Annotated in this window: 24 protein-coding genes; 15 read left to right on the top strand and 9 right to left on the bottom strand. The window is 74.7% G+C overall.

Annotation, left to right across the window (positions count from 1 at the left end):
- The first annotated feature begins 64 nt into the window (after positions 1-64).
- On the top strand, positions 65-643 hold the full coding sequence (locus QSK03_RS15600; protein ID WP_285653708.1) for a bifunctional nuclease family protein: 579 nt from the start codon (positions 65-67) through the stop codon (positions 641-643).
- Position 644: 1 nt separating this feature from the next.
- Here QSK03_RS15600 and QSK03_RS15595 read toward each other — a convergent pair whose 3' ends face one another.
- Positions 645-1,088, bottom strand: a complete 444-nt coding sequence (locus tag QSK03_RS15595) for a hypothetical protein (protein ID WP_285653707.1) — start codon at positions 1,086-1,088, stop codon at positions 645-647.
- Between the two features lie 647 nt (positions 1,089-1,735).
- Here QSK03_RS15595 and QSK03_RS15590 point away from each other — a divergent pair.
- On the top strand, positions 1,736-2,446 hold the full coding sequence (locus tag QSK03_RS15590) for a hypothetical protein (protein ID WP_285653705.1): 711 nt from the start codon (positions 1,736-1,738) through the stop codon (positions 2,444-2,446).
- A gap of 248 nt (positions 2,447-2,694) precedes the next feature.
- A complete protein-coding gene (locus QSK03_RS15585) occupies positions 2,695-3,387 on the top strand; it encodes a LysR substrate-binding domain-containing protein (RefSeq protein ID WP_285653703.1) in 693 nt (230 codons plus the stop codon).
- A 13-nt stretch (positions 3,388-3,400) separates the two neighbouring features.
- On the opposite strand, the gene QSK03_RS15580 is transcribed toward QSK03_RS15585, so the two are convergent.
- Together QSK03_RS15580 and QSK03_RS15575 are read right to left on the bottom strand one after the other, a co-directional pair.
- Positions 3,401-4,333 (bottom strand): PrsW family glutamic-type intramembrane protease, encoded by a 933-nt coding sequence (locus QSK03_RS15580; RefSeq protein ID WP_285653701.1) that lies wholly within the window; start codon positions 4,331-4,333, stop codon positions 3,401-3,403.
- Between the two features lie 8 nt (positions 4,334-4,341).
- Positions 4,342-5,040 carry a hypothetical protein gene (locus QSK03_RS15575; RefSeq protein ID WP_285653699.1) on the bottom strand — a complete coding sequence of 233 codons (699 nt, stop codon included), beginning with the start codon at positions 5,038-5,040 and terminating at the stop codon, positions 4,342-4,344.
- 545 nt (positions 5,041-5,585) lie between these two features.
- On the opposite strand from QSK03_RS15575, the gene QSK03_RS15570 reads away from it, so the two are divergent.
- A complete protein-coding gene (locus QSK03_RS15570) occupies positions 5,586-6,119 on the top strand; it encodes a hypothetical protein (RefSeq protein ID WP_285653698.1) in 534 nt (177 codons plus the stop codon).
- Between the two features lie 109 nt (positions 6,120-6,228).
- Positions 6,229-7,575, top strand: coding sequence for a hypothetical protein (locus tag QSK03_RS15565; protein ID WP_285653696.1), 1,347 nt, complete (start codon positions 6,229-6,231; stop codon positions 7,573-7,575).
- A 3-nt stretch (positions 7,576-7,578) separates the two neighbouring features.
- On the opposite strand, the gene QSK03_RS15560 is transcribed toward QSK03_RS15565, so the two are convergent.
- The 3 genes from QSK03_RS15560 to QSK03_RS15550 form a co-directional block, all read right to left on the bottom strand.
- Positions 7,579-8,994 (bottom strand): MFS transporter, encoded by a 1,416-nt coding sequence (locus QSK03_RS15560; RefSeq protein ID WP_285653694.1) that lies wholly within the window; start codon positions 8,992-8,994, stop codon positions 7,579-7,581.
- Positions 8,991-9,437, bottom strand: coding sequence for a MarR family winged helix-turn-helix transcriptional regulator (locus tag QSK03_RS15555; protein WP_285653692.1), 447 nt, complete (start codon positions 9,435-9,437; stop codon positions 8,991-8,993). Before QSK03_RS15555 ends, QSK03_RS15560 begins: the two co-directional genes overlap by 4 nt.
- 68 nt (positions 9,438-9,505) lie before the next feature.
- Entirely contained in the window at positions 9,506-10,213 is a 708-nt protein-coding gene (locus QSK03_RS15550; RefSeq protein ID WP_285653690.1) for a GntR family transcriptional regulator, read from the bottom strand.
- Positions 10,214-10,319: 106 nt separating this feature from the next.
- Here QSK03_RS15550 and QSK03_RS15545 point away from each other — a divergent pair, with 106 nt between their 5' ends.
- From QSK03_RS15545 to QSK03_RS15500, 10 genes are all read left to right on the top strand, one after another.
- Positions 10,320-11,669, top strand: coding sequence for an LLM class flavin-dependent oxidoreductase (locus QSK03_RS15545; protein ID WP_285653688.1), 1,350 nt, complete (start codon positions 10,320-10,322; stop codon positions 11,667-11,669).
- Positions 11,666-12,859, top strand: a complete 1,194-nt coding sequence (locus QSK03_RS15540) for a CaiB/BaiF CoA transferase family protein (protein ID WP_285653686.1) — start codon at positions 11,666-11,668, stop codon at positions 12,857-12,859. Before QSK03_RS15545 ends, QSK03_RS15540 begins: the two co-directional genes overlap by 4 nt.
- Positions 12,860-13,783, top strand: a complete 924-nt coding sequence (locus QSK03_RS15535; protein ID WP_285653684.1) for an HpcH/HpaI aldolase/citrate lyase family protein — start codon at positions 12,860-12,862, stop codon at positions 13,781-13,783.
- A gap of 60 nt (positions 13,784-13,843) precedes the next feature.
- Entirely contained in the window at positions 13,844-15,106 is a 1,263-nt protein-coding gene (locus QSK03_RS15530) for an MFS transporter (protein ID WP_285653682.1), read from the top strand.
- A 99-nt stretch (positions 15,107-15,205) separates the two neighbouring features.
- Entirely contained in the window at positions 15,206-16,252 is a 1,047-nt protein-coding gene (locus tag QSK03_RS15525) for an LLM class flavin-dependent oxidoreductase (protein WP_285653680.1), read from the top strand.
- 167 nt (positions 16,253-16,419) lie between these two features.
- Positions 16,420-17,241 carry an alpha/beta fold hydrolase gene (locus QSK03_RS15520; protein ID WP_285653678.1) on the top strand — a complete coding sequence of 274 codons (822 nt, stop codon included), beginning with the start codon at positions 16,420-16,422 and terminating at the stop codon, positions 17,239-17,241.
- Positions 17,238-17,960 carry an SDR family NAD(P)-dependent oxidoreductase gene (locus QSK03_RS15515; protein WP_285653676.1) on the top strand — a complete coding sequence of 241 codons (723 nt, stop codon included), beginning with the start codon at positions 17,238-17,240 and terminating at the stop codon, positions 17,958-17,960. The genes QSK03_RS15520 and QSK03_RS15515 overlap by 4 nt, the downstream gene beginning before the upstream one ends.
- Before the next feature lie 80 nt (positions 17,961-18,040).
- Complete coding sequence (locus tag QSK03_RS15510) at positions 18,041-18,457, top strand: nuclear transport factor 2 family protein (protein ID WP_285653674.1); 417 nt, start codon at positions 18,041-18,043, stop codon at positions 18,455-18,457.
- A gap of 35 nt (positions 18,458-18,492) precedes the next feature.
- A complete protein-coding gene (locus tag QSK03_RS15505) occupies positions 18,493-19,578 on the top strand; it encodes an LLM class flavin-dependent oxidoreductase (protein WP_285653672.1) in 1,086 nt (361 codons plus the stop codon).
- A 71-nt stretch (positions 19,579-19,649) separates the two neighbouring features.
- Positions 19,650-21,497, top strand: a complete 1,848-nt coding sequence (locus QSK03_RS15500; RefSeq protein ID WP_285653670.1) for a GAF domain-containing protein — start codon at positions 19,650-19,652, stop codon at positions 21,495-21,497.
- Positions 21,498-21,510: 13 nt separating this feature from the next.
- On the opposite strand, the gene QSK03_RS15495 is transcribed toward QSK03_RS15500, so the two are convergent.
- The 3 genes from QSK03_RS15495 to QSK03_RS15485 form a co-directional block, all read right to left on the bottom strand.
- Positions 21,511-22,503: a hypothetical protein gene (locus QSK03_RS15495; RefSeq protein WP_285653668.1), complete on the bottom strand. Its 993-nt coding sequence runs from the start codon at positions 22,501-22,503 to the stop codon at positions 21,511-21,513.
- Positions 22,504-22,641: 138 nt separating this feature from the next.
- Positions 22,642-23,505 (bottom strand): IclR family transcriptional regulator, encoded by an 864-nt coding sequence (locus QSK03_RS15490; protein ID WP_285653665.1) that lies wholly within the window; start codon positions 23,503-23,505, stop codon positions 22,642-22,644.
- Positions 23,506-23,531: 26 nt separating this feature from the next.
- Entirely contained in the window at positions 23,532-24,389 is an 858-nt protein-coding gene (locus QSK03_RS15485) for an alpha/beta fold hydrolase (RefSeq protein WP_285653664.1), read from the bottom strand.
- Positions 24,390-24,429 lie beyond the last annotated feature (40 nt).

Genomic DNA, 24,429 nt, shown 5'->3' with positions numbered 1-24,429 from the left:
CGTGTTCGCCCAGAGCGGTCGGGGCCCGGTCGACGGGGCGCGGTCCCGGGCGGATAGTGGGGACATGGCTGAGGTCGAGGTCGCCGGGGTGGGCCAGGAACAGGGCAGCGAGGACCCGGTGCTGCTGCTGCGGGAGCGCACCGGCGGGCGGCGCTATCTCGCGATCTGGATCGGCGCGCCCGAGGCGACGGCGCTCGCCGCCGCGGAGGTGGCCGCGACACTGCCTCGCCCGCTGACCCACCGCCTGCTCCTCGACGCCGTCGAGGCGTTCGGCGCGCGGCTCACGGGTGTCCGGCTGACGGCGCTGGTGGACGGCCAGTTCCACGCCGAGCTCGACCTGGCGACGTCGGACGGCGGCACCCGCGCGGTGTCGGCGCGCGCGAGCGACGCCGTCACCCTCGCCGTGCACCAGGGCTGCCCGATCGAGGCCGACGAGGAGGTGCTCTCGGAGGCGGCGCTGCCCGCCACCGCGGTGGCGACCGTCGGCGGCGCCGAGGACGAGCCCGACGAGGCCGACCCGACCGCGGCCACCACGGCCGACGTCGAGGACGAGGTGGAGCAGCTGCGTCGCGCGCTGTCCGAGGCCACGCCGGACGACTTCCGCACCGACAGCGATTCGGGGACGGACCCCGACAAGGAGTAGGTCAGCCCGCGGTCCACGGCGGGCGGGCCGCGTCGACCGGGGCCTCGATCCCCGAGGGACTCCGCGGCGTCGGCACGGACGCGAACGCCGCGACCTGCCGGCTCCGGCGCTGGGCGCGCGAGAGCTGGGCCGCGAGCGCGGCCTTCGCCTCCTGCTCGCGCCGCGCCGTGCGGCGTGCGCCCCACGACAGCCGGGACGGCGGGCCGGCAGCCGGGACGGGCGGGGTGATCACCACGGCGTCCGGCGCCGGTGCCGCCGCGAGGCGCGACGCGGGCGCCACCGGGCGGATCGACAGCGTCGTCGCGTCGAGGCCGGGTGTCGGTCCGGCGGGTGTGGGTGCCGGGATCGTGTGGCGGATGGCCATCGCGATCCGGCGGTGGCCGTCGGCGGTCGCGTCGGCCGCGTCGGCCATGCCCTCCGGCTCGGGTCGGGTGTGGCGTCCCACGGAGCACCTCCGTCCGCCCAGCGAGGTCGGGGTGACGCTGGGCTGTTCGGCGTAGAGGCAGGGTTGCCCGGGTGAGCGCGTTCACACCTCTCGATTCCACGATCGTTGCTGCGCTGTCTCGCGATCGGTGGGGACGGCGCTCGAGACGGAGTACCTCGCGCGGCGGGAAACCATGATCCGCCCGGGTGCTCCTGTGACCCGATGACATGGGGTGGACGGAGCACCTGGAGGGATCACTCGCGCATCTGGGGTCCGGACAGACGAACGCCCCGGGTCCACGAGGTGGACCCGGGGCGCCCCCGACGTCATCGCACGGTCGTCGACCGCGCTTGGGTCAGAGAACCCCCGCGAGAACCGTTGATGCGTCGGCGGAGGAGCCGAGGGAGGCGAACGAGCCGGTGCGAGCGTGCCGGCCACCCGCGGACAACGCCGCCCCGCCATGAGATCAACGGTCGTGCTCCGGGCGAGTTCCGGCGAGTACGGGTCCCGCCCGCTCCGTCCCCACCGCCTCGCCGCGTTCGTCCTGGAGTGGTCGCCCGGGTTGCCAGAGTGGCGTCCACGCTGACGTTCAGCATCAGGAAATCCGCCACGACTGCGAGGCGGGGGTGGGCGCGGGTCCGATGGCGGACGGCTGCACCATGAACGCCGTGCCGACCCGTCGCAGCGTCCTCGCCGCGATCGGACTCGGTGCCGTCGGCCTCGGTCTCGCCGGCTGCGGAGACCGCGCGACGGCCACCGCGGCGACGTCGTTCCCCGAGATCCCGCTGCGGGTCGGCACGCGGTGGTCGGCGCGTCCCGCCGGTGCCCTGCCGACCAGCGGCGACGAGGGCGTGCCGCTGCGCACCGTCCAGCAGCCCGCGGGCACCCCGCCGCCGTCGATCGCCGGCGGCGCGCTCGTCGGGCACCTGCCGCCCGCGGCCGCCGCCACCTACGTCTTTCAGGACCTCACCGGCGTCGTGGGACGCATCGACCGTCTCGGCGCCGTGTTCGGCTTCGGGCCGGGCGACGGCTACGGCGCGCTGGCGCTCCTCGCCCTCGACGGGCGTCCTGCCGGCTCCGGGCACATCCACCTCGCGATCACGCCCCAGCGCTGGACCGCGGGCGTGCTGGTCGACGAGCGCCTGCAGGAGGTCGCGAGCGACGCCTTCACGGCGCCCCTGCCGCAGGACGGGCGGCCGCTGCGCGTGGATGTCGCCCACCGTGGCGACACCGCCGTCCTCGCCCTGCCCGACGGGACGATGCGCTCGCTGTCCGACCCGCGCTTCGCCACCGCCGGCGCCTCGGTCGCGGGGTGGGAGTTCTTCCGCATGGCCCCCGGCGGCGCCGAGGTGCGCTTCTACGAGACGTGGGCGGGGTAGGTGCGGCTCCGCCACCTGTGAGCACTTCGGAGTGCCCCAGCACGCCGAACTGCTCACGTGCGCGCAGCGCACGCGGTCGCGGAGGCTGGCGAGCGGTCTGACCAGGCATAGCGGCAGGTCCTTCCCGTTCGGGTGACGCCCGCCTCGTCGCTGTCCGGCCGATCCGCGCGTGGGTTGTCGCCGTGCGGTGGGTACGTCGCTGCGCGGACGGCCGGAGCCGATGACCGATCCGTCCGAGGGAGGACACCATGACCGCGCCCGACGACGTCGACCTCGACGCCGCGACGGACCTCGACGACCCCGACGCCGCGGCCACCGTCGTCGCCGTGACGGCGAGCAGCATCCCGGGGGAGTTCCTCGTGCCGGAGCTGGCCGAGGAGTTCACCGCCGACCAGCCCGCGTACACCGTCGACACCGTCGTGACGGACTCCGCCGGCGTCTTCGCGGCGCTGCGCGACGGCAGCGCGGACGTCGGTTTCGCCGGCGCCGAGCCCGACGGCGACGACCTCGACGCGATGGTGGTCGGCGCCGACGAGATCGTCCTCGCCGTCCCCCGCGGCCACGCGCTCGACGGCGACGAGCCGGTGACGGTCGCGGCGCTCGCCGCGACGCCGCTGGTCGAGCGCGAGGAGGGTTCGGGGACGCGCCGCTCGTTCACCGACGCCCTTGCCGCGCGGGGGACGCCGCTGATCACCGACCAGCGCTGGACGATCCGCGACACCAACGAGGGCCTGATCGAGGCGGTGGCCGCCGGCGAGGGCGTCGGCGTCGTCAGCTCGTGGGCCCTCGCACGGCACGGCCGCCCCGAGGTGCGCACCGCCCGCGTGGCGGGCGACCCGATCGAACGGTGCCTCTACCTCGTCCTGCGCCGGGATGACGACACGCTCGGCCCGGCGGCGACCGCGTTCGTCGCCCTCGCCCGCGAGCAGGCGGAGGCCTGAGCCGGGAACCGGGTCAGGCCCACCACCCGCCGTCGGGGCCGCGGAAGGCGATCGGCGCCGTCGGCGGGTCGGGGTCGGCGGGCGGCGGCGGGGTGACCTGAGCGGACGGGACGCCGACGGTCGAGTAGGCGAGGAGCAGGAGCGCGCTGACCCCGGCCACGATGATCCACAGCCAGGTGCCGGACACCCAGTTGCTGAACCCGTGCAGCACCGCGGCGATCCCGAGGCCGAGACCGGCCAGCGCCGCCCACTGCGACGGGTCCCGACGCGCGGCGAGGCCGAGGAAGTACGCGGTGATCCCGGCCCACGCGCCGTGGATGGCGGGGTTGTAGGTGAGCCGCCAGAGCATCTCCAGCGCCTCGACCCGCCCGCTGACGCCGGCGTAGTAGTCGAGCACGTAGTGGATCGCCTCGGCGGCGCCGAAGACGGCGCCGCTGACGACGCCGAGAAAGAGCACGTCCCGCGGCGCCATCAGCCGCCCCCGTGAGCGCAGCGCCAGCACGATGGCGGCGACGGGGAGCGCCTTGACCAGTTCCTCGGGCACGCCGACGGTGAAGATGCCGGCGAACAGGTTCTCTGTGTCGGCGTCGAGCAGCTCCTCGAGGAAGATCGCGAGGGGTGCCTGCGTGAACAGCGCCAGGAGCACCAGAGCCGTCGCGACGGCGGAGCCGGGAGAGACCGGCCGGAGCACGGTGCGGAACAGGAGCCACCAGGCGGCGGCGAAGTAACCGGCGAAGAGGACCACGGCCTGCTCGAGCCGGTGGTCCTGGACGAGCAGGAACCCGACCGGCGGCACGACCATGAGCGCTACGACCAGCGCGACCGGGCCGGTGCGCAGGGCCGGGTGGTGCAGCCACGCTCGCCAGGGGATCAGCGTGGCGAGGTCGGGCAGGGCGGACGGGGGCGCCGCGGCGTGGTGCCGGGGAGCGGAGTAGGTGACGGTCATGGTCGCCCTCAGCCCCGGGGCTCGGTGTTGTCGGCGGAGCTGCCCGTGTGCGCGAGGCGCTTGGCGAAGCAGTCGTCGGCGCTCAGGCCCTGCGCGCTGCACCACGCGTTCGCCTGGTCGGCGGTGGCGAAGGGCTGCGCGGCGACGACCACCCAGTACCCGCCCTCGCGGAACACCGGCCAGTCGGTGGAGTCGAGGAGCAGGACGGGCCCGTAGCGGTCGGACAGCTGGTTGTAGTGGCTCAGGATGTCGGTGCTGTCGTAGGTGATGCCGTCGGCGACCGTGCCGACCCGCTTCGACGACAGCTGCGGCACCCAGCTCCCGACGAGCGCCTCGACCTGTCCGCGGTTCGCGTCGGTCGCCTCCGAGAGCAGGGAGGTACTCGTCGCCTCGGTGTCGGTCGAGCTGCGGTAGCCGCTGAGGTCACCCGGGCCACCGGTCACGGTCGGGACCACGGTGCGCGTGGTCGTGGTGGAGACGGGGGCGGGCGCCGCGACGGTTACCGTCGTCGGGCGCAGCACCAGGACCCCGACCGCGACGAGCAGGCCGGCGACGAGCAGGCCGGCCACGGCGACCGTCCACCCCATCCAGGTCGGCGTCCCGGAGCGGTGCGCCGGTCCGGGGACGGGCGCCACGGGTGCGACGACGGGAGCGGCCGCGCGGGCGGCGACGCGAGCCGGGATGTCGGACGGCATCGGAGCCCGCATCGGGCCCGGCATCGGGGACGGCATCGGGCCCGGCATCGGGGACGGCATCGGGGACGGCATCGGGGACGGCATCGGCGTCGCCACCGGGGCGGGCCCCCGGGTCCGCACGGGGGCGCCGGCCGGCGTCGGCCGGACCATCGTCGCGACAGCGCCCGGGGCCGCCACCGGACGCAGGCCCGGGGGCCGCGAACCCAGCGGCCGCGCGCCGCAACGTGGGCAGCCCGTGGCAGATGGTGCGAGCGGCGCTCCGCAGCGGCACGTGATCATCGAATCCCCCCGACGAGGCGCGGGCCACTGTGGCCCGACATGCCTCGCATCGCCGCCCGCCACCGGCGTCGTTACGGCGTTCATCCTCACGAGTTACCGGCGTAACGGCGCAGTCCGTTGCGCCGAGAGAGGCGGCATGACCTGCACATTCGGCGCAGGCGGAGGACGCGGGGGTCCCCATGATCGACGACGCGACGACGGTGCGGTTCCGGCGCGGACCGGTGCCCACAGGCCCGGCCGCTCCGGCCCGTCCCACGATGTCCTGGCCGGGTCCGCCGATGGTCACGACGGCCCCCGCCCCGTCCGCGCCGTGGGGTCCGCCGCCCGCCGGCCTCGGCGGGCCGGGCACCGGCGGCATGCTGATGTACCCCGGCATCGCCCCGCCCGCCCGCCGCCCGCGCTGGCCGTGGGTCCTCGGCGCCGTCGCCGCCGTGGTCGTCGTGCTGGGTCTGTTCGGGACGGTCCTCGCGCCCGCGACGACGGTCAGCGGAACGGTCACCTTCTACGCGAGCAACTACCTGACGCTCGGCACTCCGTGCACCGGCCTGGGCCTCTACAGCGACCTCGAGCCCGGGCGATCGGTCCTCGTCTACGACGACAAGGGCGCCCAGGTGGGGCAGGGGACCCTGGGGTCCGGGATCGTCACGTCGTCCGGATCGAGCTCCTACGGATACGGCAACGCCTGCCAGTTCTCCTACAGCGTCTCCGCCGAGGCGTCGGACTCGTACCGTGTCGTGGTCGGCCAGCGCGCCGGCGTCGTCTTCACCGCGGAGCAGGCGGACGGACACGCCGACATCGCCATCGGGAGCTGAGCTCCGCTACACCTCGATCTGTCCGATCGACGTGGTGACACGCCGCGCAAACGGGTGAGATGACCTTCGCTCCCTGGTCCCTCGATCGAGTTCTCGTGACACTACGTGGATGGCGCGGGGGCAGAATCGGCGCGGCGGTTCGCCGTTCGGGGCGAGCACGCCCAGGACGGCGGAGGCGGGCCCGGAGATCGCCGGGGTGCACGACGACCAGGCGGACGGGCCGTACACGCCGCGTCCCGTGGACGACGTGCTGGTCGACGCGCTGGGGACGGACCGCCCCCTGCTGGTCGTCACCGGGGATCGACTGGCCGGGACGTCACGGGCAGTGCACCGCGCGTTGCGCCGCATGCTCGGCGACCGGCTGCTCCTGCCGGTCGTCGACCCGCACACCGTCGACCTGGCCGCGGCGCTGCAGCAGGCCGGTCTCACGGCCGTGCGGTCGGGGCCCGTGGTGGTGCTCGCCGACGACGCGCCGCCCGCGCTGCTCGACCAGCTCACGCCCGGCGTCCTCGGCGCGCTCGACGACGCCGTGCGGCTCGTGGTCACGACCCGGCGGACCTACCTGGACGCCTTCCTGGCGCCGGCGACGCGGACGTTGCTCGACGACGCGCTGGTGACCGTCCCGGCCGCGGGCGACGGGCGCCCGTTCGGTGAGCGTGTCCGCCCGCTCGTGAAGGCGCACGCGATCCTCGACCCGATCGGCTCCTCGTGGCTCGTCCCGCTCGGGCTGCTGCGCACCGCCGTCGACTGGGACCGTCTCGGCGTCCCCCTCCCGCTGACCCCGGCGCTGCTCACCGAGGTCGCGCCGATCCACCTCACCGCGCTCGGCGCGCCCGCGATGAGCCCCGGCGAGCTGCGGCGGGCCGTGCGCGAGCTCGTGACCTCCGACCACGGCGGCGTCCGCCTGCTGCGCAAGGTGCCGGCCGCGGGCGGCGGGACTCGCCTGGCCTCCGACCGCGTCTTCTCCCACCTCGCCGACACCGATCCGGCGGGCTGGGCCGTGCCGGAGGAGCTCGCCCGCGACCTGTGGTTCCGCCTCGACGCCGCGGACCGGGCGCGCGTCGCCCGCGTCGCGCTGGCCCGCGGCGACGACCAGGTGGCCCTGTGGCTCGCCACCCAGGTCTCGCCCGACGACCTCGAGCCCGCCGCGCTCCACCGCCTCGGCGTCACGCTCGCGGAGCGCTCGGCCGCGCACGCGCCGGAGCCGGGGCGCTGGGACCGCGGCGCGGTGAACTGGCTGTCCGCGGCGCTCGACCGCGCCGACGACCCCGACCTCGTGCGCCGCACCCAGCAGATGATCGTGCTGCTCGAGGAGCGGATGAACGTCCCGGCCCACGAGACACCCGAGCCGCCCGAGGTCCCGGCCGCCCGCCGTCCCGTCGACGACGACCCGCCCACGCCGCCCGCCCCGCGCCTGATCTACCTGCGCCCGCGCGAGACCAGCCGCGCGTCCTGACCGTCAGGACCCGGGCGCCCGGACGCGGGCCAGCGAGCGGTCCGCGAGGGTGAGCACGAGGAACAGGCCGGACGCGACGAGCATGACGATCGCGAGCTCGTGCACGCCCGGGGTCGTCGCGCCGTCGCGGAACACGATGCCGTTGGTGGCCGACGCCGTGATCGCGCCGAGGTAGAAGAACGTGCGCATCAGCCCCGCCGACGAGCCGAGCCGCTCCGGGTCGGCCTGGAAGTAGACCGCGTTCTGGTTCGCGAGGTTGTTCAGGCCCTGCGGCACGCCCGCGACGACCGCGAGGACGAGCAGGAACCAGATCGCGCTCCCGGCGTCGACGAACAGCAGCAGCACGGCGACGAGGACCTGGGAGAACGCGCCGGCAACGAGCTTGCCGCGGATCTCGGTGCGGCGGCCCGTCAGCAGGGAGACGACGATGCCGCCCCCGAAGATCGGCAGCAGCACGAGGCCCGCGACCTGCGGCGAGAGCCCGCGACCCTCCTCGAGCCACTGCGTGTAGCCGTAGAGCAGGGCGTACGACGTGATCGCCGCGAGCAGGGCGCGGGCGAAGGTCGCGAGCAGCGGGAGGTTGCCGCCGAGCACGCGCAGGTCGAGGAACGGGCGCGGCGTGCGCAGCTCCCACCACGCGAGCGCCACGCCGGCGGCCACCGTGACCGCCATCAGCCACCACAGCCCGGGCGACAGGTGCGTGAGGAAGAGCAGCAGCGTCACCAGGGTGGCGACGAACAGGGCGATGCCGACGGGGTCGACGGCCCGGGCGACCGCCCGGACCCCCGTCGCGCCGGTGATCGGGGTCCGCGGCAGGTACAGCGCGCCGAGCACCAGGCACGCCAGCGCGAGCGGCACGTTGACCGTGAACGTCGCGCGCCAGCCGCCGACACCGATGAGGAAGCCGCCCAGCGTCGGGCCGATCACCGCGACCGTCTGCGTCGACACGGCCAGCACGGTGAGGATGCCCGCGGGGCTGTCGTGGCCGGTCCGGTCGGCCTCGCCGCGGATCAGCGTCATCGCCGCCGGGTAGCCCGAGCACGTCCCGAGCCCGAGCAGCACCCGGGAGAGCACGAGCACCCCGATCGACGGCGCCAGCGCGCCGAGCAGCCCGCCGACGCCGATCAGCGTCGCGCCGACGAGGAACAGCCGCCGCGCGCCGCAGAGATCGACGAGCCTGCCGACCACCGGCTGGCCGATCGCGGTGGCCAGGTAGAGCCCCGAGACCAGCCACGCGGTCTCCGCGGGCGGGGCGCCCAGCGCGATGCCGATCGGGATCAGGGCGACCGCGATCATCGACGAATTGATCGGGTTGAGGATCGCCCCGAGGATCATCGGCGCGATCAGCCGGCGGTCGAACCGGTCCGGTGCGGCGGCCGCCGTCGGCGACATCCGCTGGAGGACGGCGGGGGCGTTCACCGGCTGCTGATCCGGTCGAGCAGGTCCATCGCGGCGATCACGGTGGCGCGCTCGTCCTCGTCGAGCCGCTCGTGCAGCGCCCGGGCGAGCCACTCCTCGCCCGCGGCGCGCGTGCTGTCGAGCAGCGCGCGCCCGGCGGGTGACACCGAGATCGTCTGGCGGCGGCCGTCGTCGGGGTCGCGCCGGCGCGTGACGAACCCGCGCTCCTCGAGGACCCCGACCGACGTGGCCACCGACTGCGGGCGCACGCCCTCGGCCGCCGCGAGCTCGCTGGCCGTGCGGGGACCGTCGCGGTCGAGCCTGCTGAGCAGGGAGGTCTGCGACGGGGTGAGCTCGTCGCGGTCGTGCGACTCGCGCAGGCGGCGTCGCAGGCGTCCGACCGCCACGCGCACCTCGTGCGCGGCGCGGACCGACGACGCGCTGAGCTCCCGGGTGTCCGCCACGCCGCCTACTGTAGTTCGTCAGTCTGGACTGTTCATCTCGGACTGCACAGTTGGTCCTGACGACCGCGTCACCCCACGGGGCCCAGCAGGCGGCTGACGAGCTCGGCGGGCACGGCGTAGTGGCGCTCGGTGACGTGGCGGGCCCGCTCGCCGTCGCCGGCGCGCAGCGCGTCGACCAGCTCGTCGTGCTCGTCGAGGGCGCAGGGCACGTGCTCGGGGAAGATCTCGAGGAACGTGCGGGGGATGCTGCGACCCGCCTGCGCGATCAGGCTGATCACCCGCCGGGAGCGGCAGGCGCGGTGGACGTCGCGGTGGAAGCGCCAGTTCGCCTCGGCGATCGGTCGGCCCGCGGCGGCCTCGTCGCGCATCCGGGCGCTCGCCGCGCCGAAGGCCGCGAGCTCGTCGTCGGTGCGCCGGTCGGCGGCGAGCTCGGCCGCGAAGCCCGACAGCCGCGCCATCAGCCGGAAGTTGTCGAGCGCCTCCTGGGGGGTCGTGCCGACGACGGTGACCCCGCTGCGCGGGGCGACGGTGACGAGCCCCTCGTGCTCGAGGGCCAGGCACGCCTCGCGGATCGGGGTCCGGCTCACGCCGAGCTCGAGCCCGAGGGCGTCGAGCTCGAGACGGGCACCGGCCTCGTAGGCGCCCGTGAGCACGCGGTCGCGGAGCTCGCGCGCCACGCGGTCGCGCACGGTGTCACCCAGCCGTCCCTCGTCGCGAGGCCGGCCGAGCGCCCAGGGCCCGTCGTCGATGACCGCCTCGCCGGTCGGGGTCGTCACGCGGATCACTCTCCTCTCCTCGTATCTGAAATACCAGATACCTCTTGACGCGGCCCGGGCCACGCCGACACGATCCTGATATACCAGGTTTCAGTGAGGAGGCCCCATGGCCCGGCCGTCCCAGATGTCGCTCGTGGCGTTCCTGCAGGCCTCGAACGTCTCGGTGTACTCGGGCTCCTGGCGGTACCCGTCCGCGAGCGACGACTTCCTCGACCTGCGCTACTACCAGCGGATCGCGCGCACGCTCGAGGACGGCACGTTCGACCTCATGTTCTTCGACGACCGGCTCGCGATGCCCGCGATCTACGGCGACGCGACCGACGACGCGGTCCGCTACGGCGCCCGCCCGGTCAAGCTCGACCTCACCGCCGTGCTCGGCGTGTGCGCCGCGGCCACCGACCGCCTCGGGCTCGGCGCCACCTACTCGACGACGTACTACCCGCCGTTCCACGTCGCGCGGACCTTCGCGACGCTCGACCACCTGACCCGGGGCCGGTGCGCGTGGAACGTCGTGACCAGCGTGAACGACGCCGAGGCGCGCAACTTCGGGGTCGAGGCCCACCTCGGGCACGACGAGCGCTACGACCGCGCCGAGGAGTTCGTCGACGTCGTGGCCCGGCTCTGGGACTCGTGGGAGGACGACGCCCTGGTGGGCGACCGGGAGTCCGGGGTGTTCGCCGACCCCGCCAAGGTCCACGAGCTGCACCACCACGGCGAGTACTTCGACGTCCGCGGGCCCCTCACGGTGCCGCGCTCGCCGCAGGGCCGCCCCGTGCTCCTCCAGGCCGGCTCGTCCGGCCGCGGGCGCGACTTCGCCGCCCGGTGGGCCGAGCTGATCTTCACCGCCGACCCGAGCCGCGAGGTGGCGGTCGAGCACTACCGCGACCAGAAGGACCGCATCGCCGATCTCGGCCGGGATCCCGACGCCGTGCGCATCCTGCCGATGGCCTACGCGGTCGTGGGGGAGACCGAGGCGATCGCCAAGGAGAAGGAGGAGATCTTCCTCGACCGCCTCGTGCACCCGATGGCGTCGCTGACGCTGCTCTCCGAGCTGCTGAACCACGACTTCTCCGGGCACGGCCTCGACGACGAGATCACCGACGACCTCATCGCGAGCGTCTCCGGGATCCGGGGCCTCGTCGAGGGCGTTCGTCGGCACACCGCCGGCGAGACGCTCACGCTGCGGACCCTGGCCGCCCACCGCGCGACCCTGCTGCAGGGCCCGCGGTTCGTGGGCACGGGGTCGCAGGTGGCCGAGGAGATGCACGACTGGTTCGACGGCGAGGCGTGCGACGGGTTCGTCCTCGCCGCCACGCACTTCCCCGGCGCGTTCGAGGACGTGACGCGGATGGTCGTGCCGGAACTGCGCCGGCGCGGGGTGTTCCGGCGCGACTATCCGGGCACGACGCTGCGCGACACCCTCGGCCTGCCCCACCCGGCGCGGATCCCGGCGTGACCGCGCTGCCGCTCGCGGGCCTGCGGGTGCTCGACATGGCCTCGCTGGCCGCCGCCCCGCTCGCCGCCACCTACCTCGGCGAGCTGGGAGCCGACGTGATCAAGCTCGAGCCGCCGGGCGTCGGCGACGCGATCCGCGGCTGGGGCGCCCAGCGCGACGGCGTCGGGCTGATGTGGAAGAGCGTCTCCCGCAACAAGCGCTCGGTCACCGTCGACCTGCGGACCCCCGACGGGCAGGACCTCGCGCGCCGCCTCGCGGCCGGCTGCGACGTCGTCGTGGCCAACACGCGGCCGGCGACGCTGCGGCGCTGGGGACTCGACTACGCCCGCCTGCGCGAGCAGGACCCCCGCGTGGTGATGCTCCACGTCACCGGGTTCGGGCTCGAGGGCCCGAAGGCGGAGCGCCCCGGCTTCGGCACGCTCGGCGAGGCGATGAGCGGGTTCGCGCACCTCACCGGCGAGCCCGACGGCCCGCCCACCCTGCCCGCGTTCATGCTCGCCGACGGCGTCGCCTCGCTCACCGCGGCGTACGCGGTGATGGCGGCGCTGTACCAGCGCGACACCGAGGCCGGCGAGGGCCGCCTCGTCGACGTCAACCTCCTCGACCCCCTCGCGCGGATCCTCGAGCAGTCGCTCCTGACCTGGGACGCGACCGGCACCGTGCCCCGCCGGTCGGGCAACCGGTGGGACATCTCCGCGCCGCGCAACACCTACCGGACCTCCGACGAGCGCTGGATCGCCATGTCGGGCAGCGCCCCGACCGTCGCGCTGCGGGTGTTCCGCGCGATCGGGCGCCCGGACCTCGCCGAGCACCCGGACTTCTCCGACCCCCAGCGCCGCCTGGCCCGCGCGGGCGAGGTCGACGCCGTCGTCGCGGACTGGGTCGCCGGGCGCCCGCTGGACGAGGCGATGGCCGTGTTCGAGGCCGCCGAGATCGCCGCGGCGCCGGTCTACGACGTCACCGACCTGGTCGCCGACGAGCAGATGGTCGCCCGCGAGGTGTTCCGCCGGGTCCCCGACGACCAGCTCGGGAGCCTGCTCGTCCAGGCGCCCGTGCCCCGGCTGTCGGGGGCGGCGGGCCGCATCGACCACCTCGGGCCCGCGCTCGGGGCGCACACCGACGAGGTGCTCGCCGGCATCGGCCTCGACCCCGGCGAGATCGACGACCTGCGCACCCGAGGGGTGATCTGAGTGGCCCGCCGCCGACCGCTCGTGCGTCGCAGCGAGCTCGCCACGCCCGCCAGCAACGAGCGCATGATCGCGAAGGCCGCCGCGTCCGGCGCCGACCTCGTGTTCCTCGACCTCGAGGACGCCGTCGCGCCCGCCGAGCGCCCGGCCGCGCGGGAGAAGGCCGTCGCGGCGCTGACCGAGCTCGACTGGGGCGCGACGACGCGCGCGGTGCGGATCAACGGCGTGGACACCGAGTGGGCGCACGACGACGTCATCGAGCTGGTCACCCGCGCGGGCGACCACCTCGACACGATCATCGTGCCGAAGGCGACCGCCGCCCGGGACGTGTGGTGGGTGGACGTCCTGCTCACCCAGCTCGAGACGAAGCTGCGCCGCGAGCGGAGGATCCGCCTCGAGGTCCTCATCGAGGACGTCGCGGGCCTCGCGCACGCCGAGGAGATCGCCACCGTGTCCGACCGGCTCGACGCGCTGATCTTCGGGGCCGGCGACTTCTCGGTCTCGCTCGGCGCCCGTGTCGACACCAACTTCGTCCCGACCGTCGACTACCCGGGCGACTTCTGGCACCACGCGCGGAGCCGGGTCGCCGTCGCGGCGCGCCTCGGCGGACTGCTCGCGATCGACGCGCCCTACCCCGACTACCGCGACCCGGAGGGCTACACGCGGGAGGCGCAGCGCGCCTCGGCGCTCGGGTTCGACGGCAAGTGGGCGATCCACCCCGATCAGATCCCGATCGCGAACGGGGTCTTCGCCCCGACCGACCAGGAGGTCGCGGAGGCACGGCGCGCCGCGGCGGCCTACCGCGCGGCGGAGCGCGAGGGACACGGGGCCACCGGGCTCGACGGCCGGCTCGTCGACGCCGCCCACGTGAAGCTCGCCGACGACGTGCTGGCCCGCGCGGCCGAGATCGAGCGCCGCGGGACCTGAACGGACCCGGGATCGCCCCGGACCTCCATCGACCGACCGGACGCGAAGGAGCACCCGCCCATGCCGAGAACACTCGTGCCGCCGCGGCGGTGGGTCGTCGCCACAGGCGTCCTCGTCATCACCGCCGTCGCCTACGTCGACCGCGTCAACCTGTCGGTCGCGACACCGGTGCTGATCAAGGAGTTCGGCACCACCGCGGCCGTGCTCGGTCTTGTGCTGTCCAGCTTCACCTGGACGTACACGCTCTGCTCCATCCCCGCCGGGCTCGTGGTCGACCGCATCCGGATCCGGGTGATCTTCCCCGTGATCCTCGCGCTGTGGGGCGTCGCGAGCCTGCTGACCGCCACGGCCCGTTCGGTCGGCGGGATCATCGCGCCCCGCCTGCTGCTCGGCGTGGGGGAGGCGCCCTTCGCCCCGGCCTCGATCAAGACCCTGTCCACCTGGCTCCCGCAGCGCGAGCGCGGTCTCGGCAGCAGCATGTTCATCTCGGGGGTCGCGCTCGGCTCGGCGGTCGGGCCGCCCGGGCTCGCCTACCTCGTCTCCGTCCACGGCTGGCAGAGCGCGTTCGTCGCGACCGGGGTCCTCTCGCTGGTGATCGCGGTGGTCTGGGCGGTGCTCTACCGGGCGCCGCGCCCGGAGGAGGACCACAGCGCGCCGTCGCCCCAGGAGTCCGGCGTCCCCGCGACGGCGCCGTGGCGCCCGCTGCTGCGCAGCCGCAACGTGTGGTTCCTCGTCGGCGGGTACTTCTGCCTGCTGTACATCCTCTACACGTTCGTCTCCTGGCTGCCGGGCTACCTCGTCGCCGACCGCGGGTTCACGCTGCTCGGCTCCGGGTTCTCGACGTCCCTGCCGTGGGCGTGCGCGTTCGTGGTCGGGCTGCTCGGCGGGCGCCTGTCGGACCGCCTGATGCGCCGGGGCGTCGCGCCGCTCGCGGCCCGCAAGGTGGTCCTCGTCAGCGGCATGGTCGCGGCGCTCACGATCGTCGGCGCGGCCGTGGTCGACTCCGCGGCCGGCGCGATCGTGTTCCTGTGCATCTCGACGTCGGGCATCGTCTTCGCCAACGGTGCGGTCTGGGCGGCGGCCCAGGACATCGTCCACGACCTCGGGATCACCGGATCCGCGTCCGGCTACGTGAACTTCTGGGGCAACGTCGGCGGCATCCTCGGCCCGATCGTGACCGGGGTGCTCGCCACGGCGACGTCGACGTTCCTCGTGCCCCTCGTGGTGGCCGGGGCGATCGCCCTCGTCGGCGCCCTGCTGTGGGGCCTCGGCCTGCGGACGGTCCGGACCGCGGTCCCGGCGCCCGCGACCGTGACGGGGTGATCGGCGGCCGGGAGCTGACCGCGGCGACCTGTAGACGTCCACAACGGTGCGGTGCGAGGACGGTCCCGCGGGCGACGGTGTGCTCGCCAGCATCGGCGCATGGAGAACCGCGAGGTGGCGTTCGGGCTCTGGTACGACTTCCGCAACCCGGTGCCGGACCGGCCGTTCAGCACCTTCTACCGGCAGGTGCTCGACCAGATCGCCTGGGCCGAGGAGATCGGGCTGGACTCGGCGTGGCTCACCGAGCACCACTTCTGCGACGACGGGTACACGCCGTCGCCGTTCACCCTCGCCGCCGCGATCGGCGAGCGGACCCGGCGCCTGCGGGTGGGCACCAACCTCATCGTCTCGCCGCTGCACGACCCGATCCGCCTCGCCGAGGACGCCGCGACGGTCTCGCTGCTCACCGGCGGCCGCTTCGACCTCGGCGTCGGCCAGGGCTACTGGGAGCGCGAGTTCGCGGCGTTCGGGAAGAACATCAAGAACCGCCCGAGCCTGCTCACCGAGGGCTGCGAGCTGATCCGCCGCGCCTGGTCCGGCTCGAGCGAGCCCTACGAGGGCACGCGCTACCGCTTCCCGGGCCTGCCCGTGACGCCGGTGCCCGAGCAGCCGCCGAAGCTGCTGGTCGGCGCGATGGCGGACCCGGCGATCGAGCGCGTGGCGCGGATCGCCGACGGGTTCCTCTCCACGCAGAACCACCACCACGAGACCTACCTCGACGCGGTCGAGCGCCAGGGCCGCCCGCGCAGCGAGGGCCGTATCTACGCCGGGCAGTGGGCGCTGATCGCCGAGGACCCCGAGCGCGAGTGGGCCGAGATCGGCCCGCTGGTGCTCGAGCAGCTCAACACCTACATCACGTGGGGCGCGTTCGGGCCGCCGGACGTGGTGCCGCGCTTCGCCGACCCGGACCAGATCGTCGGGGCCGGCGCCTTCGCCCTGTGGGACCCGGCGACCGCGATCGAGGAGCTCACCGCGATGCTGCGCGCGCGGCCCCAGATCCGCGACGTGCATTTCTGGGCGCAGCTGCCCGGCGAGTCCGTCGACCACGGGTCGCGGCGGGTCGAGCTGCTGGCGACCCAGGTGGCGCCGGCGGTGCGGGAACGGCTCCGGGCGCCGGCAGAGGCCCCGGCGACGGCCCCGGCATGAGAGCGCCCCTTGGGGGAACCCACAACGCCGCCGGCGCCGACGCCTCCCGGGTCGACGCGGCCCGTTCCTAGGTTCCAGCGAGCACCAGCCGTACGTGAGCGAGATTCCCGGCTATAGCCCCGAATTTCGCTCACGTACGACGAACGGACCAGCAGCGGGAGGACGACGTGGGACACCTCGAGGTGGAGGACGGCCGGCGGATCTACTTCGAGCACTACGCCGGCACGGGGCAACCGGTGGTCCTGGTGCACGCGTGGGGTCTGACGGCGCACTCCTGGGACACGGTGGCGCCCGCCCTGCTCGCGGACGGGCACGAGGTCGTGCTGCTCGACTGCCGCGCCTGCGGACGGTCGGACAAGGACTTCGCGGACGTCTCGATCACCGCGATGGGCGCCGACGTCGCGCGGCTGTGCGAGCACCTCGGCCTGCAGCGCCCGGTGGTCGACGGGTGGTCGCTCGGCGGGGCGGTGGCCGTCGACGCCGTCGCGCGGCTGGGCTCCGCGGCGGGCGGGCTCGTCCTCACCGGCGGCGCGACCCCGCGCTACACCGCCGCGCCGGACTGGCCGCACGGCGGCACCCCCGACGACGTCGAGGCCGTCCTCGCGGGCGCCGCCGCCGACCGCGCGACGACTTTCAAGGGCGTCTCGCAGGCAGTGTGCGCGGTGCCCGTGAGCAGCGACGTCGTCGACTGGATGTGGGGCATGTTCCTCGAGAACGGCCCGCGGGCCGACGACTCGCTGCGCGACCTCGCGACGATCGACCAGCGCAAGACGATCGGCACGCTCGAGGTCCCGGTCCTGGCCCTGCACGGCCGCAGCGACGGCTTCGTCGCGTTCTCCGGCGTCGAGGCCGCCATGGACCTCTACCCCGACGCGCGCCTCGTCGCGTTCGACGGCGTCGGCCACGCCCCGCACCTCGAGGACCGCGACACCTACCTCGCCGAGCTGCGGACGTTCCTCGCTGCGACAGGTGAGAAGACGGCCCGGTGACCGTGACCGGGGGGTGGCTGGTCACCGGGGGCACACGGGGCATCGGGCGGGCGGTCGTCGACCAGGTCGCGAAGGGCGGCGGGGCCGTCGCCGTCCTGGCCCGCACGCCCGCCGCGGAGCCCTACGCGTCCGACCGCGTCCTGGAGATCCCCACCGACGTCACCGACACCGACGCGGTGGCCGGGGCGCTGGCGCGGGCCCGGGAGCACCTGGGCGGGGTCGACGTCGTGGTCAACTGCGCCGGGGTCCACCGCGGTGGGCGCATCGCCGACCTCGCGCGCCGCCGGTGGGACGAGGTGCTCGCCACCAACCTCACCGGCGCTTACGAGGTCTGCCACGCCGCGGCGCCCAACCTCGCGGCCGGCGCCGCCGTCGTCAACGTCGGGGCGGTCGTCGGCTTCCGCGGCTTTCCCGGCGACAGCGCCTACGCCGCGGCGAAGGCCGGGCTGGCGGGGCTGACCCGGTCGCTCGCGGTGGAGCTCGCGCCGGCGGGGGTGCGGGTGAACCTCGTCGTCCCGGGCTTCGTCGACACGGCGATGACCGCGGGCCTGTCGACGGCGGCGCGGCGCCGCGTCGTCGCCGCCATCCCCGCCGGGCGGACCGGCAGCCCCGAGGAGATCGCCGACGTCGTGGTGTGCGTGGCCGGCGCGACCTACATGACCGGCGCGGTGGTGCCGGTCGACGGCGGGCTGATGGCGACGTTCGGGGGGACGGGGTGACCGAGGTCTTGTGCGGAACTCCAACCGTCACCACGCGACGACGTTCCGTGCGCGGCGGGAGAGTTCCTAGCGTCCGACCCATGAGCACCGCGACCCAGAGCAAGGAAGCCGCCAACAAGGCGGTCGTCACCGAGTTCATGGAGGTGTTCTCCCGCGGCGACGTCGACGCGATCCTCGGGTACCTCACCGATGACGCGACGTGGTGGGTCGCGGGCACGATCGAGGGGATCTCGGGCGAGAAGGACAAGGCGGCCTTCGGCGAGATGCTCGCCGGCCTCTCGACGCTCTCGACGACCGGCGCCATCGGTCTCACGCCGAAGGCCCTGACCGCCGAGGGCGACCGCGTCACGGCGGAGACCGAGTCGTACGCCGAGCTCACGAACGGCCGCGTCTACAACAACCTCTACCACTTCGTCTTCGAGCTCTCCGACGGGCGCATCCGCCGCGTCAAGGAGTACCTCGACACCGAGCACGCCCGCGCGATCTTCCTCGGCTGACCGGCCGCCATCTTTCTGCCCCAGGAGGTACATCCATGGACGTCGGCGTCCTTCTCGTCTTCCAGAACTGGTTCTCCGACAAGACCGACGACGAGGTGTTCGTGCAGGACACCGAGCTCGGGGTGCTCGCCGAGCAGTACGGGTTCGACTCGGTGTGGGCGGCGGAGCACCACTTCGACGACTACTCGATGTGCCCGGACAACCTGCAGCTCATGAGCTACCTCGCCGGGCGCACCGAGCGGATCAAGCTCGGCACGGGCGCGGTGATCCTGCCGTGGAACGACCCGCTGCGCGTGATCGAGAAGGTCATCATGCTCGACCACCTCTCGGGCGGGCGGACGCTGTTCGGCATGGGCCGCGGCCTGGCCAAGATGGAGTACGAGGCCTTCCGCACCGACATGGGCGAGGCCCGGGGCCGCTTCGACGAGGCCGCGCCGATGATCATCAAGGGCCTGGCCGAGGGCCTGGTCGAGCACGACGGCGCCCACTACCACCAGCCGCGCACCGCGGTCCGTCCCGGACCGAGCCGCTCGCTCGAGGGTCGCCTGTTCGGCGTCGCGATGTCGCCGGACTCGATCCCGGCGATCGCCTCGCTGCCCGTGCAGATGATGACCTTCATGCAGTACGACATCGGCACCCACGCCGAGGCGATCAACCGCTGGCGGGGCCTGCACCGCGAGCACCACGGCAGCGAGCCCGGCCCGCCGCTGCTGCAGGACTTCACCTACTGCCACGAGGACCCGGACGAGGCGAAGGCCGTCGCGCACGAGTACATCTCGCGGTACTTCCTGTCGGTGATCAAGCACTACGACTTCGCCGGCTCGCACTGGCGCGAGACCCCGGGCTACGAGGCCTATCAGGTCGGCGCCGACATGATCCGCGAGGCGGGCATGGAGACGGCGGCGAGCGCGTACGTCGACGCCAACGTCTACGGCACGCCCGAGCAGATCATCGGGAAGTACGAGGAGCGCCGCGACGCCGTCGGCGACTTCATGGCGAACCTGGCGTTCTCGTACGCGGGCCTGCCCTACGAGAAGGTGCACGCGAGCATGAAGCTCTTCGGCGAGAAGGTCGTGCCCGCACTGCACAAGATGCGCACCAAGACGCCGGCAGGCGTGTGACCCCTCCCGTTCGGCGCGTCCCGCAGGGCAGACTCGGCCTGCGGGCGCGTCGACGGGGAGGCGGTACCGGGATGACTGCTCTCGCTGCCGCACGCCCGGAGCCGCCCGGCGGCACCCCGCGCGAGCGGGAGGTCATCGCCGCCTTCGCCGAGATCACCACCGAGGCGATCACCGCGACCCGCCTCGAGGACCTCCTCGCCCTCGTCGGGCAGAAGCTCTGCCAGCTGCTCGGCGTGAGCCGCTGCTCGGTCTACCTGCGCCAGGACGACGACCGCTTCCGCGGCGCGGCGGGCTGGTGCGGCGACGACGGCAACATCAGCGCGGCGGTGCAGGCGCAGGAGGCCGGGATCCCCGGCGACGCCTTCAGCTGGGAGGTCATCCGCAGCGCCGCGCCGGTGCTGATCAGCGACGTCCGCAACGACCCCCGGCCGCACCGGCGCACGATGGAGCACTGGGGCGTGCGCGCCATGCTGGGCGTGCCGCTGGTGTTCGACGGCGACGTCATCGGGCTGATCTTCGTCGACAACGTCGCCCGCGAGCACACCTACACCGACGACGAGATCGCCCTCGGCGAGCTCTTCGGCGGGCTCGCCGCCCTCGTCATCACCCAGGCACTGCAGGCCTCGCGGCTCGCCGCGCAGGCCGAGGAACTGGACCGGCAGAAGCGCACGCTGGAGTACCTCGCCGACGTCCACGCCAAGCTCACCGGCGCCGTGCTCGAGGGCGCGGGCATCCGCGAGGTGGTCGGGCTGCTGAGCGACCTCGCCGGGTCGCCGGTCGGGCTGTTCGACGAGGACCTCGCGCTGCTCACCTGGGCCGCCCCCGCGCGCCTGCGGGCCACCGAGCCACCGGCGCTCGGGGAACGGGCCCGTGCCCGCCCGGCCCTGCGCGCGACCCTCGCCGGGCTCTCGGCGGCGCGCCCGAGCACCGTCGTCGACCCGTCCTCGGCGTCCGGGCTCGGCCGGCGCCACCTGGTCTGCCGGCTGATCGTCGAGGGCCGCCCCAGCGGCTACCTCACGGTCGTGGAGGCGGGACGGTCGCTGTCCGATCTCGACACCAAGCTCGCCGAGCGCGGCGCCGGCGTCCTCGCCCTGCAGGTCCTCTCCGAGCGCCGCCAGATCGAGGCCGAGGGCCAGGCCCGCGACGACTTCCTCTCCGACCTGCTCCACCACCACCGCGACGTCACCCAGCTCGCCCGCCGCGGGGTGCCGTTCGGCGTCGACCTCGCCGAGCCCCACGTCCTCGTGCGCCTCGCCGTCGAGAGCGGTGACGCCGACCTGCACGCCTCGGTGGCCCGCCGGCACATCGTCGCCGGCCTCGCCGCGCGCCTGGGCACCGACGAGCCGCCCGCCACGACCCTGCCCGGCGCGGTCGTGCTGCTCGTGCGGCTGGCCGGGACCGCCGGTCCCGACGAGGTGCGCGACCACGTCGCCGCCGTCGCGGACGCCCTCGCGCCGCGGGTGCGCGTGCGCGGCGCGGTCGTGTCCGCGGTCTGCCGTGAGCCCGAGGACTTCCCCCGCGCCCACCGCGAGCTGCGGGAGGTCGAGGAGCTCGCCCGCTCCTTCGGGCGCTCGCGCGGGGTGCTCACCGTCGACGAGCTCGGCCTGTTCCGCGTCGTCGTCGCGAGCGGGCGCGTGAAGGAGGCCGTGCGGTTCGCCGACGAGCTCGTCCGGCCCGTCCGCGAGCACGACGGGCCCGACGGCTCGCTGCTGGCGACCTGGCGCGCGTTCGTCGACGCCGAGGCGCGCGTGCAGCGGACGGCGGCCTGCCTCGGCGTCCACGAGAACACCGTGCGCTACCGCCTCGGGCGCATCCGGGAGATCACCGGCCGCGACCCGGTCGCCATGGACACGCTGCTGTCGGCCCGCGTCGCGTTCCAGGTCCTCGAGATGGCCGGCTGGTTCGACGGCGCCTCGTGATCGGGAGCCGTGATCAGGACCGGCCGGCGGCCAGCGCGACCGGCCCCAGGGCGGTCGGGGGGAGGTCCGCGTAGACCCGCCACACGTCGTCGGACGGGGACCAGCCGACGTCCGGGTCCTCGGCGGCCGCGGTCAGGAGCGGGTGCGGACGGTGGTGGGGCCGGCCGTCGCGGGTGGAGACGGTGATCCAGCCGCGACCGAGGGACTCGAGGAGGGCGTCGACGGCGGCGTCGCGCTCCGCGAGCGGCATCGGTCCGAAGTCGTTGCAGTACAGCAGCGCGAGCCGGCGCAGGAGGTCGCGGCCGAGGGGGAACGGGACCTGGAGGCGGTCCCAGTCGATCGCGGCCCGCAGCAGCGCGACCGTCGGGACGCGCCAGTACTCCGGGAGCAGCTGGGCCCGGGCGCGCGCCATCCGCAGGGTGAGGTGGTCGCGGGGTGCGGGGCTGTCAGGGGTGTCAGGGCTGGCGGGGTTCTCGGGGTCCGGGTCGATCGCGACGGCGTGGCCGGCGAGGGCCTCCCGGGCCGGCTGGGGGAGCGCGCCGGACCCGACGACCGCCCGCCGCGCGGTCACGAGCAGCCGGACACCGTCGGGCACCGTGGCGAGGAAATCACTGTCGATCCGGGCGAGCAGGGCCTGGTGGGCGTCGTCGAGCCAGAGCACGGCGCCGTCGCAGTGTCCGACCCAGGTCGTGGCCTCGTCGACCAGTCGGCGTGGGTCGGACCGCACGGCCTCGGGGAACCGCACGACCCGGTGGTCGGGCAGCCGGCAGCGCGCCGCGTGCACCAGCGCCCGGCTCGTCCCGGCGAGCCGCGGTCCGTGGGCCACGACGAGGGGACCGCGGTCGACCCGCGCGGCGAGGTCGGCGTCGGCGGCACGGGGGACGTAGCCCGGCGTGCCCCGGTCGCCCTCGTGCACGCCGAGCGCCACGGCGGCGGCCTCGGCGACTCGGGGTGGGCGCCGGCGCCACCCGCGCCGGAGCAGCGGTCGCTGGCTGGTGCTCGACATCGATGGCGACCCTACGTGACATATCGCATGCGCACCGTGACTGTCACGCGGTCGTGCGGGGCGGAGGCGAGGGGCGGGTCGGCGCTCGCGAGGCGCACCCGGCGATCTTGGCGGGCGCGACGTGCTCGGGCCGGATCGTCAGTGGATGGGGACCGCGGGGAGCTCGTCGGCGGTCCCGCCGCGTTCGAGCAACCGGCGCTCGACGGCGCGGGCGATGCCGTTCGCGGTGGCCCGGAGCGCCGGCACGAGGCGGGCGGTGGAGAGCTGGGCGGCCGGGAGCGTCGTCGACACCGCGGCCGAGACCGTGCCGTCGGCGGCGACGACCGGCACGGCCACGCTGCCGAAGCCGACCTTCGTCTCCTCGATCTCGACGGCGAACCCCGCCTTGCGGATCTCGACGAGCTGGGTGCGCAGGGCGTCGGTCGACGGTGTGCTGCGCGAGGTCGGACGGGCGACACCGGTCCGGGCGAGGCCCGCGACGACGGTCTCGCCCTCGGGGCGGGTGGCGAGCAGGACCTTGCCGGTGGCGGTGCACGTCGCCGGGAGGCGGCCGCCGACCTCGGAGTGGGTGAGGATGTTGGCCTCGCCGGCGACCTTCTCGACGTAGAGGACGTGCGAGCCCTCGAGGACGGCGAGGTGCACGGTGGCGCGGGTGGCGGCGAACAGGTCGACCAGCAGCGGGCGCGCCACGACGCGCAGCACCGCGGAGATCGGCACGCGCTGGCCGAGCTCGAAGATCTTGAGGCCGAGCTGGTAGGAGTCGCCGACGCGCTCCAGCAGGCCCCACTGCACGAGCTCCTGCGCGATCCGGTAGCAGGACGCCTTCGCGACGCCGGAGCGGCGGCTCAGCTCGGTGAGGCGCAGCCGGTAGGCACCCGCCTCGAACGCGCCGAGGATCAGGCGCGCCTTCCCGAGCACCGAGTTGGGGCAGCCGGCGTCCGGCTCCTCCAGCTCGGCCGGCTCGGCCCGCTTGTTCAGGGCGTCCACGGCGGGTGCAGCCATGGGTCCTCCTCACCGTGGTGGTGGCGTCACGCTCGTCCGGTCCGGACGGCACCGTCAAGGCCGTCACAGCCCCTGCGGGCGCCCAGGAACCGCCGGACCTCGCCGGCGACCTCGGCGGCGTGCCGTTCCATGAGCGCGAGCGTCCCGCCGGGGATCACCGCGCGGGACACCGACGCCGCGCCCGTGAGCGCGTCGGCCAGGGGATCGAGGGCGGGCAGCGCGAACGGGTCGGCGTCGCCCGTGAGCACCAGCGCCGGTGCCCGGACCTCGGGGGCGCGCCGCTCCATCGCGTAGCGCCGGCACGCGAGATGACCTTCGCGCGGGTCGACGCCCGGCGCGAGGGCGTCGCGCACCAGGCGGTCGAGCAGCGGGGAGACCGGCGCAGGGTAGTGCGGCGCCCGCTGCGCCCACCAGGTCGTGAGGTGGCCCCCGTCGTCGTCCCGGTCCGCGTCGTCGACGCCCGGGCCGGTCCGCGGGGCGTTCCGGAAGGCCTCGTCGGCCCACGGGGCGGACGAGAGGACGACCGCCTCGACGCGGTCCGGCGCGGCCGCGGCGACCTCGAGGGCGACCGCGCCACCGGTGTGGTGGCCGAGCACCGTGGCGCGCGGGACGGCGAGCGCGTCGAGCAGGTCCAGCGCACCGCGGGCGTAGTCCTCGATCGTCTGCGGCGCGGGGAGCCCGTGGCTCTGGCCGTAGCCCGGCATGTCCATCGCGATCACGCGGTGGTCGGTCGCGAGCAGCGGCATCAGCTCGCGGAACTCGTCGAGCGAGCGGGGGCACTGGTGCAGCAGGAGGATCACCGGGCTGTCCGCGCCCCGACCGCCGTCCTCCGCGTAGTGGAGCTGACCGCCGGGGGCGTCGACGTAGGCGAAGCGCGCTCCCATCGGCCCAGCGTGGTGGGCCCCACCCGTGCCGACGACGGGT

It is taken from the genome of Actinomycetospora sp. NBRC 106375 (genome assembly GCF_030269665.1).
Classification (GTDB): domain Bacteria; phylum Actinomycetota; class Actinomycetes; order Mycobacteriales; family Pseudonocardiaceae; genus Actinomycetospora.
Note: the sequence above shows the minus strand (reverse complement) of the source record. Positions and strands in the feature narration are given on the sequence as shown.